The organism is Providencia sp. PROV236 (assembly GCF_033676985.1).
Taxonomy (GTDB): Bacteria; Pseudomonadota; Gammaproteobacteria; order Enterobacterales; family Enterobacteriaceae; genus Providencia; species Providencia manganoxydans.
The window spans coordinates 2,514,787-2,528,870 of sequence record NZ_CP096297.1; the positions used below are offsets into that span (position 1 = coordinate 2,514,787).

The following is a 14,084-nucleotide window of genomic DNA, read 5'->3' on the forward strand; positions in this document are numbered from 1 at the left end:
TAAATTTATGTTTACTCTCTTAACCAAGGCGTAATCGTCAGACTCACCAACATTCCTTCAGGACTCAATAAACGAGTAACAGTTTGCCCCCAAGGTTCTATTTTCTGGTTAATCAGTAAAGAATAACCGTGATCGATAAAATTTTGCGTGGCTTTAGATAAACTTGCGACTTCAAATTCAATCCAACTTTGAGGAATAATATGCTCTTTTGGCCAGTGTTCTTGTCCAAAACAAGATTGTGCTACCTGCTCAAGCGGCCATAAGGCAAAATGATTAATGCCACCTAGCTGCTCTTCTTCACAAGTTAAGTAATCACTATTCACTTCCATCTCTTGTAAAGGTAACCCAAGCGCAGCCTGATAAAAATGACGACTCGCCAATGAGTCACGTGTTATAGGACCAAAACCGGCAACAAATAACACTTCTGAATCTTGAGCAGGATTAAACATATTGCCTACCTTATTTATTTTATGCCAAAAATTTTTCAATTAATTGTTGTGCATAAATGGCTTGTTCGCCACTAATTTCAGGTTCTGTTTGATGACTCACCGCTTCAATAAAATGACGGATTGCGCCATCAAACCCTCTTTGCACTAAAATAGAATCCCAGCTAGATGGCTGTATTTGTTTTATGCCTGATTGATCCTCACTCAACCAATGGTTCATATTAGTCACTTGATAGATCCCGCCATCACACGTTGCGGTAACTTGTTCTTGCTGGCTTCCAGCTCGACGATGCATTGACGTTGTCACCCAACAACCATTAACGAGTAAATGATGCTCTGCATAAAATAACTGCTGTTTTTCGGTAGCAATAATACTGCCACTTTGAATTGTCGCATGATGACCAGCTAACCAAATCGCAGTATCAACTACATGCAAATAATCATCTAATAATGTAAAACGCACATCATTTGGCCCGACACTATTGCTACGATGTTTTTCCATTCGCAATGATGCCACCTGACCCAGATTTTGTTTAAGCGATTGATAAAAAGGTGCAAAACGGCGGTTAAAACCAACCATCAAAAACAATTTTTGTTTTTTTGCGAAATTAATAAGTTGCTCTGATTGAGTCAGTGTTTCTGCGAGTGGCTTATCAACATACACATGAACCCCTGCTGATAACAGAGTGTGGATCACCTCAAAATGACTCGACGTACTGGTATGTACAAAGACGGCATCACATTGTGAGGCTAATTGCTTAATATCTGAATATAAAGGAATACGGTAATTATCACATACCACCTTTGCTTTGATTTGGTTAGGGGAAAAAGCCCCAATCAATTGCCAACTATCGGTTTTACTTAAGACTGGAAGGTAAGCTTTCTGAGCGATCGAACCTAGACCCACAATACCAATTCGTAATTTTCCCATCAAAGAGTGGCTCCTATATGCTGAATTCAGAAAAATACTAGTAAATATACCTATGCTGCTATTTTGAAACCCGGGTACCCGCAGTCTGATTTTATCCTAGCACAAAATCAGAACATCACTCAACTAACTGAATTTATAGATATTATTTTTAAGAATGTACATATTCGATTAAAATCTTCATTAACTGACAAAAAAGGGTTGATTTATTAAATGAGAATGGTTATCTTTTACTTAACGAATACCTGAGTAAATTACTCAAGTTTTTGTTAACGACATTGCTCACATTGCTTCCAGTTTTAGCAGGCCAACCACTTTGAGTTGGCCTTTTTTTTATTTTTAACTACAATTAATTGATAAAACTGTTATTTTTTACGAATAGCACTCGCAAAACTCCATGATTTCAAGTGTCCTACGTAACTCAATCGATGGGTAGGCATAAATGTAGGTACATCATCAGTTCGCATATGTAGAATATCTGCTGGCGTGATCCAAGCCGAATTGCCTTCAAATAATGGCATACCTGCATATTTATAAGCATCTAAAACAAACTGCGAACAAAAGAAACCATTTGCTTGGTCAACATCATTACCTAGTTGTACGCTTGCTAGTGTTTTCAAACAAAAATTACGTATCGTTTGGCCAATTAAGGGTAATTCGCAAACACGCTTAGTCAGCATCCAAGGGGCGATCATGACGATACCTTTATAGTTATACTTACCACCATCATTTTGCACAGAAAATTCGCGTAATTTATTCGCATGCATCGATGTCAAACCTGATTGACGTAATACCACCATATTATTAGAATCTGAAATCGCTTGATCGAGGGAAATGATCCTTACCCCACTGCCGACAGATTCCGCAACCTCTCCAGCACCTAAATAGATTGAGGCATGGCTAACCCCACTGATACTGAATAAGCGGATCCCCCATGAGTTCAACCCTGTTGCCGATGATAATAAAATATCTCCAGGTAACATATCTGAAACTGCTAATACCTCAACGGATTCTTTAATCGGTATCGTGTTTGCTTGTTGGATACTAAATTTTAACCTATTAGTTTCTTCATCTTTTTTGAAACCCGTAGAACAACCGCTAATAACCAGTAGACACAAACATAAAATCAAACATTTGTAATTCATTAACAGGGATCCCTACCCAATTTTTATCTTTATATACTAAGCACTGTAACCAAGTTAGCCATTCTTCTTTCATCAGAAAGGTCTCAATATTGTGCTTGATTTTCAACAAAGGCACTAGTTACTGCAATCACAATTTAGCAACGACATACTAGTTACGATCAGGAGGGAACTCTCATCAAAAAAGTTTTTTAATGTAGATAAAATAATAAAATTTATTTTTAATGAAATTAAACCGTTTGGAGATATTAATAAATACAAATTTTAATATATACCCTCTAGCCATACATGCTAGAGGGTAAACATACATTCAATTAGCTAACAACATATTCAGGATAAAAGACTGTTGTTGAATGATATGTTTTTTTCTCTGTCGCTGTATTTTTTAGTGCAGCAACGACCGATTTATTTTGCAAATCGTCGGGTAAATTTGAAGTGGCATTCTCTTTGGTGACAATTGATACACGCAAATTTTTCTTAGAACGGCTCAATTTATAAGGCATGCCTAACAAGCGACGTGCTGCATTATTACTTACCATTTTATCGACTCCTAAACTAAGTATTTTAATTCAACAATATATTGAACATCAAAAATATAGCCAGTGTGACTACATGGGTTATTTTCTTTTTATATAAAGAAATAACGCTAATAGTATAGCAGTAATAAAAAATAATTAAACAACCAAATTAGCCACCGCATAAAACCATAAAAATAGTTATAATTGAAAGTATATATACTCTAAATAATTCGAGTTGCGGGTAGGCGACAAGCGAAAATAGACGAGAAGTATAGATAAACACGGTGAATCAATGTGTATCACGTAGTCACTTACACCTTAAACAAAAAGCCCTACAACTTGAAGTATCACGAGTATATTATATTAAAAAACACCTTTTCATATATAAATGAAAAGGTGTTGATACAAAAAGCTCACTATTTTAATGTGCACCACGACGATTTTTAGCGTAAGTATCAAATGCAACTGCTAAAATAATAATTAAACCTGTAATTATTTGCTGATAATAAGCTGAAACATTCATTAAGACTAAACCATTAATTAATATACCCATAATAATTGAGCCAATAATCGTTCCCCCAATACGGCCATATCCTCCCATTAATGAGGTTCCGCCAATAACCACAGATGCGATCACACGTAACTCAAATGTCATACCTGCAACAGCTTCAGCACTCCCTAAACGTGCACTCAATACAAATCCTGCCAACCCTGCTAAACAACCAATCACAACATAAACGCTGACTAACACACGTTTGACATTAACCCCTGCTAATCTAGCAGCTTCTTGATTGCTGCCTACGGCATACACAAAACGTCCCCAGCGGCTTTTATGCAGAGCTAAATAGCCAATCAATGCAACAATAGCAAAGATCCAAATCGGTACAGAAATACCCAGTAATTCTCCACGTCCCCACCAGCGATAGCCTGCATCAAATCCAGAAATAGGCGCACCATCATTAATCACTAATGTTAAACCGCGCCAAATTGTCATACCGCCTAACGTCACAATGAACGGCGGTATATTCAAGCGAGTGATACCTAGTCCTTGTAAGAAACCAATACCGGTTCCAACCGCTAAACAAATGACTAAACCAACTAGCCAGCTCATTCCCCCCCACGCATTAGCATCTAAGCCAACTAAATTGTCCCCCTTAATAATAAAGGCCGCCGTCATCGCACTAACAGCAAGTATTGAACCAACCGATAAATCGATCCCCGCAGTTAAGATAACTAATGTCATGCCAACAGCCATAATGCCGTAAATAGACACTTCAGTTAAAATATTAGTCACATTGCGTTCTGTCAGAAAATTACTATTTTGTGTTTGGAAAAATAATACCAATAACACCATAAAAATTAGCACGCCAAAACGCTCAAAAAATGCAATAAAATCAATTTTATTACGGCTAACCGCCGTAGAAGATTGTTGTAACATATAAACCTCTCTTATACGGCAGTTTCAATCATGGAGTTTTGATGACAAATTGCCATCATCATCATTAATTTTTCCTCTGTCGCATCATCACCTAAAATTTCGCCTGTCATCCGCCCTTCACTTAAAGTAATGATCCGATCTGAAATCGCCATCACTTCAGGCAAATCAGAGGAAATAACGATCACGGCCACCCCTTTCTTAGCCATTTCAAAAATAACCTGATGCACTTCAGATTTAGTACCTACATCAATACCTCGTGTAGGTTCATCAACAATCAATACCTTCGGGGACATCGCCATACAACGAGCAAGGATCACTTTTTGTTGATTCCCGCCTGACAATTTACGCACTTCTTGTTCACTACTTGCCATTTTAATTTGTAAGGCTTGTTTATAACTTTCTATTAATGCATTTTCTTTATTGGTATCAACCATCCAGCCCATTTTTAATAACTGGGATAAACCTGATAAGGACAAGTTATAACGAATCGATAACCCTAAAGCTGCACCTTCTTTTTTGCGATCTTCAGGAACTAAGGCAATCCCTTTATCTAACGCATGCATAGGCGTTGTTGGCTGGTAAGGTTGCCCATCAAGGGTAAACTCTCCTGATGTATATTTGTCAGCACCAAATAAGCAACGAGCAACTTCTGTTCTCCCTGCCCCCATTAACCCAGCAATACCTAAAATTTCCCCTTCATGAACATCAAAGTTAATGTCATGTAATGCAATACCATGCGGGTCGAGAGGGGGTTTTTCTTTATATAAATGCTTAACGGACAAGCGAATAGGTTTGTCTCGATGATAGGTTTCGCTCGCAGGACGTCGTTCAAAAATAACATTACGACCCACCATCATACGAATAATCTCTTGTACTGATGTGTCAGCAACATTCCCTGAGCCTGTATATCGCCCATCTTGGAATACCGTAAACTTGTCACAAATTTGAAAAACTTCATGTAAACGGTGAGTGACATAAATAACGCTAACACCTCGATGTTTTAATTCTCTGACGACACGATGTAAGCTTTCTACCTCAACATCACTTAATGCCGCTGAGGGTTCATCCATTACAATTAATTTAGCATTCAGTGTTAATGCTCTCGCAATTTCTATCATTTGCTGCTGTGCAACGCTTAAACGTGCGACTTGCGTGGTGGGTGAAATGGCTAGCTGCAAATAATCAAGAATGGCTTTTGCTTCTTGATTAAGTACTTTTTCATTCACCATCCAGCGCATTTTTAGCGCCTCTCGCCCCAAAAACATATTTTCAGCAACTGTCATATTGGGCAGTAAATTAAATTCTTGGTAAATCGTGATGATCCCTTTTTGCTGGCGAACAACAGGAGAATCTGTTAATGAGAGTATTTCGCCATTAAACCAAATATCACCGCTAGTTTGTGGTTGAGCACCCGCTAAAGCCTTTAAAAACGTTGATTTACCTGCCCCATTTTCTCCTAATAAAGCGTGTACTTCCCCTGGCATCACGGTCATTTGAGCTTGGCTCAATGCCCAAATTCCTGAAAAGCTTTTCGCTAAATTGGTAATTTTAAGTAGTGGCTCTGACATAAAAACTCCTTTTCAGGAAATCAGGGATTTACTGCTAAAGAGGGATAACCATCTGCTCCCTCTTTAGCCCCTGAAATTATTTCAATTCACCGATACGTTCTGCTTGGTCTAGGTTGTCTTTACTGATAATGGTCGGGGCGTAATCAGCGCCTGTAATTTCTTTTTTATCGCGGATATTATCCACTAGTTGTCCCATCGCCATTTTCACCGCATAACCTGCTCGTTGATCGGCAGTCACAGCCATCCAACCTTCTTTAATTCGGCCTAGCGCTTCAGGACCTGCATCAAAACCAGTAACGAGTACTTCTCCTGGTTTAAAGCCTTGCGCACTCAATGCCTCAATTGCCCCTAATGCCATATCATCGTTAGCAGATAAGATCACGTCGGGTTTTTTAGGTAATGAAGGTAGTAAACTTTCAGTGATACGCATCCCTTCCGCTCGCATCCAGTTACCATTTTGATCAGCAACTAAACGGTATTTAGTACCACCTTCTTTTAAGCTATCTCGAATACCTTTAGTACGTTCAATATTTGAGGACGAACCAGGCTGACCCGTAATTAAAATAAGATCCGCTCCATCAGGAAATTGCTGTTTAACATATTCAGCAATGGCATAACCGCCTTTGTAATTATTGGCACCGAAGTGTGGGACTGGTTTTTGTGCATTGATCGTTCTATCAAGTGTCACGACAGGAAGACCCGCGTTTTGAATTTCAACTACCGCATCAGCAATAGCATTAACGTCATTTGGTGAAACAATAAAACCTTGAGCACCACGTGTAATCGCATTCTCAATATCGGCGACTTGTTTCGGTGAACTGCCTTGGCCGTCTAAAACTTGAATATTAACATCAAGCTCTTTGGCTGTTTTTACCGCAGATTTTTGCATATGAACTTCAAATGGGCTCGCCAATGTTGGTGGACTAAAAACGATCTGTTCATTTTTTGCCATCGCCTGCGTCGTTAGCCCAAGAACAGCAACCAGCGCGGTTAATTTCATGATTTTCTTCATTTTGCCCTTCCCACTGATTATAGATGTGTGTTGTGTAGATTTTCGCCATCCGTTAACAAGGCGATAACATAGATATACAACAATGAAACATATATTCCAATTTTTGTTATATGAAAATTTTATTTTTGTTGAGCTGATAACGAAAACAGCGAGAAAGTGCTTAAAAAATGTTAGATGGGTCACGATTTTCTCTGAGGGAGCGAACCATAGGAGATGATTGACGATAAAAATTTACTTCATACTTTCAATTTTAATGATGATTGAAATTTTCATTTTATTTCTGAACGAATTGATTTCTAGAACGAGTTGATATCGCAATAGTTACAATTACATTAATAAATTAAGAATGACTCTTAAATAATTTACTTATTATTTTTTTATTTTTCTATAGTATATCGACAAGTCAATTGGATTGATTAAATAGCTAGAGCTAATAAATAAAAAGGAATTATATGTTAGTTTGTACAATTTGTATTTGCCAAAACCAGCAATCAAGTATTCTGCCTTCAACTATTGTTGATAATAGTCATTCACAATCATTTCTAAATTTGCAAAATGATAGAATAAATAATGGTCAGCTGAATGAAATATGGCAATATTTGCTGGAGCATCACACCGTGCTCAAAACATTAGATTTATTATTAAATAACCAAAATTTAAGTAAAAATACTGATAAGGAAAACAAACACTATAGTGCATTGATGCTAGAATATAAAAAAGAAATTGGAAAGTTATTTTATTTTAATACCAGTGAGTTCCCAAGCGATATTCAAGGAGAGCTTAAAGGAAATGTATTCTATGCTCAAAGTAGTATTATTCCAGCAGCTTACCATATAGATGATGATCAGCATCCTCATCTTGTTGCTGATCGTAAAACACTAGTCATTTTTAAGCCACATGTAAAAATTGAAAATAATGGAAATTTAGAGCTAAAAATACTTAATAAAGATGATGAAGAAATATACTCCGCTAAATTAGCTCCCCCATCAGAGCTACCGAGATTACCTAACAATAAGAGTGATTTTATTGAACTAACACCAGACGATTTTTTTATACCAACTATTTTTGATGCTGATATTAACTCACCTGATCTAGTTAATCAAATATCTAAAGATCCATCTTATTTAAATCAGTTCTTAACTCAAAACACAACGATAAACTTAAACATACATGAAACAAGCTCACCATTTTTTCTATCATTTGACTCTTTAGCTAAGCATCCAAATAAAAAAATCATTTTTAATATTAAGAATAATGTTGATGCTAAAATAAAATACAATAATAAACTCATCAAAATGGCTAATGATCGGTCAATTGTTATGGTAAGTGATGCAGACGGTAATTGGCATACTCGTGAAGATGCTCGCTTGTCTCAGCATTATAAACATGCATTAAACCATTATACTAAAAATAAAACTCCAGCCTCTTTTGATATAAAGCTTGATTCTAATGAGAAAATTAACAGTTTTTCTAAAAACATTGAATACTTTGATGAGATCCTGAATAAAAATAATTTAATAAAAATTTCAACTGGAGATGGATATTGGGCGAAAAACTTCAACCTTCCCAATGGAAAAAAATATTCGAACAAAAAAATACTCTTTTCATCTCAAGCTTCCTTTCATAGCGATATCTCTTATGGTGATAATAAAATCAGAGTTTCTACCGATGAGGAACAATTATTTGTTAGCGATAAAAATGGAATATGGTCAATAGCAAACAGTAGATATAAAGAAAATATTGACTATTCAAAACCTGATTCATTTTCTATAAAAATAGATAATAACGAACAAATTCAGAAAATTTCAAAAGATATAGAGCAATTAAATAAAATCATTTCCATAAATGATAGTGTGTCTATATTCACATCTGATGGAAATTGGGCCTCAAAATTTATACTAGATACAGACCCTAAATTTGCAAATAAGAAAATCTACGTCTCATCCTCTGCCAGCTACAATACTGATATTTATTACGGTGATAAAAAAATCACGATAGAAACTAACCAAAGTAAACTATTTGTCTCGGATAAATTTGGTTTTTGGCGCACAATTGAAGATGAAACATTAATTTCTAATGAAGAAGAAATACAATATATTGAAAATGGTTGGTCTACCATTATTCCTAAAAGTCATATTAAACCAGAAATAAAATTGAGCTTTCACTATAAAAATAAACAAGGCTCATTACCTACAGTTAAAGTTGGAGCTCCGTCCTCCCTGTTACTGCATACTATTGATATTGGTATGTTAACTCCCTATCGAGATGAATTTAGTTTCCAAGATGATCCTGAATTACATCGCCAATTTTTGCAGCAGCTCCCCACCAGCCAATTAATAGTAACTAAATATAAACCTGTTCAACTCAATGAAGTTGTTTTACCAAATGGTACTCGCTATACACAAAAATCCGCTGATAACGGTGGAGGACACAGTGGTGATATGCGAGAAAAGATAGCTAAAGATCTTATCTCTGATGGTATTAACTTAGCGAATTATGGTATCAACTCTTCAGCACCTAATGAAAATAATTTTTTACCTACTCCGCAAATAACTATCCACAATGCGATTGGTAACTATGATAATGGTGTTCAAGTACATGGCTGGTCAGGCGGAGCAGGTAAAGCGACGCTTTATAATTCTACTGGAAATGAATTTAGTCATGAGTTAGGTCATAATTTTCAAATAGGACACTACCATAAAGGGTTTCATGGTGGAGTACATGCGCATGCTAATCATAAAAACTCAACATGGGGATGGGATTCAGATAATAATGTTTTTATTCCCAATTTTGAAAAAGAGAAAAAAAATGAATTAGTCTATTTAGACGATCGAAACACAACCAATCAGCCCGCGGCTCATCCCTATAAAAAACACACCATGACTAAAGATGCGATGTCAGGTGGAAAACCTTATGATTCATCTATTAATGCATTTACCCTTTATACACCCGCTACAACGCAATCAATTCAACAATATTTTGAAAATCATATTGAATTTAATCAAGATTCGCCAACCGGTTATAAAAAATGGGATCCTAAAACGCAGAAAATGGAAGACTATCAACTTAGCCTAAATATTGTAAAACTGAATATTGAGATTAAAAATGAAACCAATATTGATCAAAATGAGCTAAATCATTTTTTTAATAACAACGATTATTTAAAGATCCATAGCTATAATGGCCATTACACCCCTAATATTTATATCCCTGATGCTACACAGAAGAATAAAGGTAATATTATCGAGGTCTTTAGAGAATCCGACTATAACATGAAAATTCATGTTAACAGTGATAAAATAAATATTAAACATGGTGAAAAATTATACTTTAAATCTAATGGGCAATCATGGGAGCAATTATCAAAGGTCATTCATAGCAAGAAACCATATAAACAAGGTATTCCTGTCGTTACCCTAATTGGATATTATGACCCTGAAAATCAACTACAAAATTTTATTACCCCCGCATTAGAAGGCTCGTATGGAATGGTTTATCATCCAGATGCAGAAAACCAACAAGGCGCATTTTTACGCATAACACTCGCCAATGGGCAAATGATTGATTATAAACTTAATCGATCTAGGGTTGTTAATAATAAAATGAATAAATTTCATATTAATATTGAACGTAAGCTATCCCCAATAAAAGCAGAATTATTCATTAAAGGAAAATCTATTTTAACTCAAGAGATACAACTGGATAACGAAGAGCTCACAACCACAATAAATGGTATCACGCAATAAATTTTTCTTACCCCTAGTATTCACTAGGGGTAACTGTAAAATTTCATTTCGCTATCGTTCAAACATAATTGTTTGTCATGCGAATATACGCATCAGTTCGATGACTTAACCAGTGTGCACGTACGGCCTTTATCATCAGAAACGCGGTTATTGACCACATCGTCTTCAGCAATAGTGGCTAGATTAAATTCATTTTTTCCTCGTGCCCAGATCTGCATATTTTCGCCCACATAACGGGCACCACTGGCGGAAGGAACACTTTTTAGCACAATTAACTCATCGCTGTATAACATAGCTGCCGTGTTTTCATCTGGAAAAGAGACTTTTATTTTCTGGCCTTCACAGTTATAAGTATCCGTTTTTGCGGCATAAGCTGAAGATGCTGTGAGTGCGGATATCAGCGCTAACGTAGCAACCGAAATAACTTTACGCATACTTGCTCCTTGAATAAATTGGTTTAATTAAAATTCAACATAAGTATCATAGTAAAGATAGCACTTAGTAACATAATATTCTTCCTTAAATAGACCTTTTTTGTATAATCATTTTATGTCTTGAGTTATTGATAAGTAATTACACTTATTTCCAAACTGATTAATGACTTATTCAAACAATGCTTTCTCTTGTACAACGGGATCATAATTAAGGAACACACATGAAAACAATCGGCTTAATTGGGGGAATGAGTTGGGAATCTACACTACTTTATTATAAACAACTTAATGAAGGTGTTAAGAAACAGCTCGGAGGTCTTCACTCTGCTAAGATTGTACTTTATAGCGTGGATTTTGCCGAAATTGAACATTTACAAGCAGCGGGACAATGGCAACTTGCCGGACAGTTACTTGCACAGGCTGGTAAAAATATAGAGCAAGCAGGTGCTGATTTTATCGTCCTTTGCACCAATACCATGCACAAAGTTGCCGAGCAGATTGAGCATAATACCAATATCCCGTTACTGCACATCGCAGATGCCACTGGTGAACATATTGTTGCTGCTGGAATAAAAACAATTGGCTTACTAGTTACTGCTTTCACAATGGAGCAATCTTTCTATAAAAGCCGCCTTCGGGAAAAATATAATTTATCTGTCCTCACACCTTCAGATGAGGATAGGAAGATCATTCATGATATTATTTATCAAGAACTGTGTTTAGGGAAAATTAATACTCATTCTAAAAAACAATATCAAAGAATTATGGCATCATTGGTGGAGCAAGGTGCTGAAGGGATTATCCTTGGATGCACTGAAATTACTCTTCTTGTTGATCAATCTGATACCTCTGTACCACTATTTGATACAACAGCACTACATGCAAGTAAAGCTGTTGATATAGCCTTAAACAAAAAACAGAGATGAGTTTATAAACCTTTTTATATAACTCATAAAATTCTTTTATTACACAGTGACATGGGCTAAATATAATAAATATAGCTCATTAGATTCCACTATCATCAACATCCAATTGAGATCTTCTTTATATGAGTGTATTTACTTATAATTAAAACATGGAAGAGAAAATTTATGTAAACCCTCTAGTTTTAATATCTGTAAATATCTAAATTTGATATTTTTTAAGTTAACTTATCTTTTTTTTTATTATTTAATAAAGATTAAATTTCTTAGATATTAAATTTCAATTTTATTAACCCTATTTACCAGAAAATGACTATTGAATTACTTGTTTTATATCTGATAATAGTTATTACATTCTATACTTGGAATAAATACTCATGAAATCATCAAAATCTAGAGGTTTTTCTTTAGGTAAATATATTAAGCAGTTACGTACTTCTCGGAATATTTCAATAACGGCTATGGCTGCTGCATTAAAAATATCTGAAAGTAATTATATTCAATACGAATCAGGTACTCTTTCAATTTATGTGGAACACTTAGTGATTATTGCTAGTCTCCTTGATGTCGATATCATCTATTTATTAGAAGCATTTGAAAATCCTAAAAAAGATATTTGGATCTGAGTAAATTCGCTAGCATCAGTGTGTTCCACATAAACATTTAGCTCTACCAACCTCGATGCATGTTTCTAACTAAAAATAATGCGCCTTCCACCGTTAACCGTATCAAAAGGCACCTTCCTTCTGTTATCATGAGTTCCTTTTTGGTATTTTGCCGTAAATTTGTGCGCTTTAACTTAGTCGCTCTGAGAGTTACCATGAGTATAGGCGCCTTCAGGACAATTTATCATCAGTTAATTTATTTATCAGCAACGGTATAGAACAGTAGAAAATGAACGCACAGAAAGAACAATATAACTTTAATAAGTTACAAAAAAGATTACGCCGCGATGTAGGGCAAGCTATTGCCGATTTCAACATGATCGAAGACGGCGATCGCATTATGGTCTGCTTGTCTGGCGGTAAAGATAGCTATACTCTACTTTCTATCCTACAAAGTTTGCAAAAAAGTGCGCCTATCTCTTTCTCTCTGATTGCCGTCAATTTAGATCAAAAACAACCTGGTTTTCCTGAACATATTCTTCCTGAGTATCTCGATAAACTGGGTGTTGAATATAAAATAGTTGAAGAAAACACCTATGGGATTGTCAAAGAAAAAATTCCTGAAGGAAAAACCACTTGTTCATTGTGCTCTCGCCTACGCAGAGGGATTTTATATCGCACTGCCACTGAACTTGGTGCAACCAAAATCGCATTAGGCCATCACCGCGATGATATATTGCAAACCTTATTCCTAAATATGTTTTATGGTGGGAAATTAAAAGGTATGCCACCAAAACTAATGAGTGATGATGGCAAACATATTGTTATCCGCCCTCTTGCTTATTGTCGCGAAAAAGATATTGAGCGTTATTCACAAGCAAAAGCGTTCCCGATTATCCCTTGTAACCTTTGTGGTTCACAACCTAACTTGCAACGTCAGGTGATCAAAGATTTACTGCGCGATTGGGATAAACGCTACCCTGGACGTATCGAAACGATGTTTAGAGCGACACAAAACGTTGTACCATCACACTTATGCGATACAGAACTGTTCGATTTTAAAAATGTATCCCACGGCGGTGAAGTGATTAATGGTGGCGACCTTGCCTTTGATCGTGAAGATATCCCTACACAGGTTGAAATTGATGAAGATGACAGACCTGAATTTATGGCTGCGCGTTTAGATATCATCGAAGTGAAATAATTTTATTGCCACCTTCTGGTGGCATATACTGAAAATGACTTATAAAGGCGACTAGCGACACGTAACTATCGCTCTCATACCTGAGCCAAAGCGCTGCTACTTGAAGTCTAATGAGTCTAT

General features: G+C 36.0%; 12 protein-coding genes. 4 read left to right on the forward strand and 8 right to left on the reverse strand.

Annotated features, from left to right (window positions below; genetic code table 11):
* Positions 1-11: 11 nt before the first annotated feature.
* The 7 genes from M1E96_RS11240 to M1E96_RS11270 all read right to left on the reverse strand — a co-directional run bounded on the left by M1E96_RS11240 (position 12) and on the right by M1E96_RS11270 (position 7,052).
* On the reverse strand, positions 12-449 hold the full coding sequence (locus M1E96_RS11240; protein WP_369427010.1) for a glyoxalase: 438 nt from the start codon (positions 447-449) through the stop codon (positions 12-14).
* A gap of 19 nt (positions 450-468) precedes the next feature.
* Positions 469-1,377, reverse strand: coding sequence for a Gfo/Idh/MocA family protein (locus M1E96_RS11245; RefSeq protein ID WP_070929705.1), 909 nt, complete (start codon positions 1,375-1,377; stop codon positions 469-471).
* Positions 1,378-1,739: 362 nt separating this feature from the next.
* Positions 1,740-2,519, reverse strand: coding sequence for a YaeF family permuted papain-like enzyme (locus M1E96_RS11250; RefSeq protein WP_140179165.1), 780 nt, complete (start codon positions 2,517-2,519; stop codon positions 1,740-1,742).
* Positions 2,520-2,830: 311 nt separating this feature from the next.
* Positions 2,831-3,055: a stationary-phase-induced ribosome-associated protein gene (gene sra, locus M1E96_RS11255; RefSeq protein ID WP_070929707.1), complete on the reverse strand. Its 225-nt coding sequence runs from the start codon at positions 3,053-3,055 to the stop codon at positions 2,831-2,833.
* A 400-nt stretch (positions 3,056-3,455) separates the two neighbouring features.
* On the reverse strand, positions 3,456-4,472 hold the full coding sequence (locus M1E96_RS11260; protein ID WP_140179163.1) for an ABC transporter permease: 1,017 nt from the start codon (positions 4,470-4,472) through the stop codon (positions 3,456-3,458).
* An 11-nt stretch (positions 4,473-4,483) separates the two neighbouring features.
* A complete protein-coding gene (locus M1E96_RS11265) occupies positions 4,484-6,040 on the reverse strand; it encodes a sugar ABC transporter ATP-binding protein (RefSeq protein WP_070929708.1) in 1,557 nt (518 codons plus the stop codon).
* Between the two features lie 76 nt (positions 6,041-6,116).
* The gene (locus M1E96_RS11270) at positions 6,117-7,052 is read right to left on the reverse strand and encodes a substrate-binding domain-containing protein (RefSeq protein WP_070929709.1); all 936 of its coding nucleotides are present in this window, start codon (positions 7,050-7,052) and stop codon (positions 6,117-6,119) included.
* A gap of 452 nt (positions 7,053-7,504) precedes the next feature.
* Here M1E96_RS11270 and M1E96_RS11275 point away from each other — a divergent pair, with 452 nt between their 5' ends.
* Entirely contained in the window at positions 7,505-10,798 is a 3,294-nt protein-coding gene (locus tag M1E96_RS11275) for a M66 family metalloprotease (protein WP_369427011.1), read from the forward strand.
* A 92-nt stretch (positions 10,799-10,890) separates the two neighbouring features.
* Here M1E96_RS11275 and M1E96_RS11280 read toward each other — a convergent pair whose 3' ends face one another.
* Entirely contained in the window at positions 10,891-11,232 is a 342-nt protein-coding gene (locus M1E96_RS11280) for an MliC family protein (RefSeq protein WP_272579726.1), read from the reverse strand.
* A 221-nt stretch (positions 11,233-11,453) separates the two neighbouring features.
* Here M1E96_RS11280 and M1E96_RS11285 point away from each other — a divergent pair, with 221 nt between their 5' ends.
* From M1E96_RS11285 to ttcA, 3 genes are all read left to right on the forward strand, one after another.
* Positions 11,454-12,158, forward strand: a complete 705-nt coding sequence (locus tag M1E96_RS11285; RefSeq protein WP_369427012.1) for an aspartate/glutamate racemase family protein — start codon at positions 11,454-11,456, stop codon at positions 12,156-12,158.
* Positions 12,159-12,532: 374 nt separating this feature from the next.
* Positions 12,533-12,781, forward strand: a complete 249-nt coding sequence (locus M1E96_RS11290) for a helix-turn-helix transcriptional regulator (protein ID WP_272579724.1) — start codon at positions 12,533-12,535, stop codon at positions 12,779-12,781.
* 268 nt (positions 12,782-13,049) lie between these two features.
* Positions 13,050-13,964 carry a tRNA 2-thiocytidine(32) synthetase TtcA gene (gene ttcA / locus M1E96_RS11295; RefSeq protein WP_070929715.1) on the forward strand — a complete coding sequence of 305 codons (915 nt, stop codon included), beginning with the start codon at positions 13,050-13,052 and terminating at the stop codon, positions 13,962-13,964.
* Positions 13,965-14,084 lie beyond the last annotated feature (120 nt).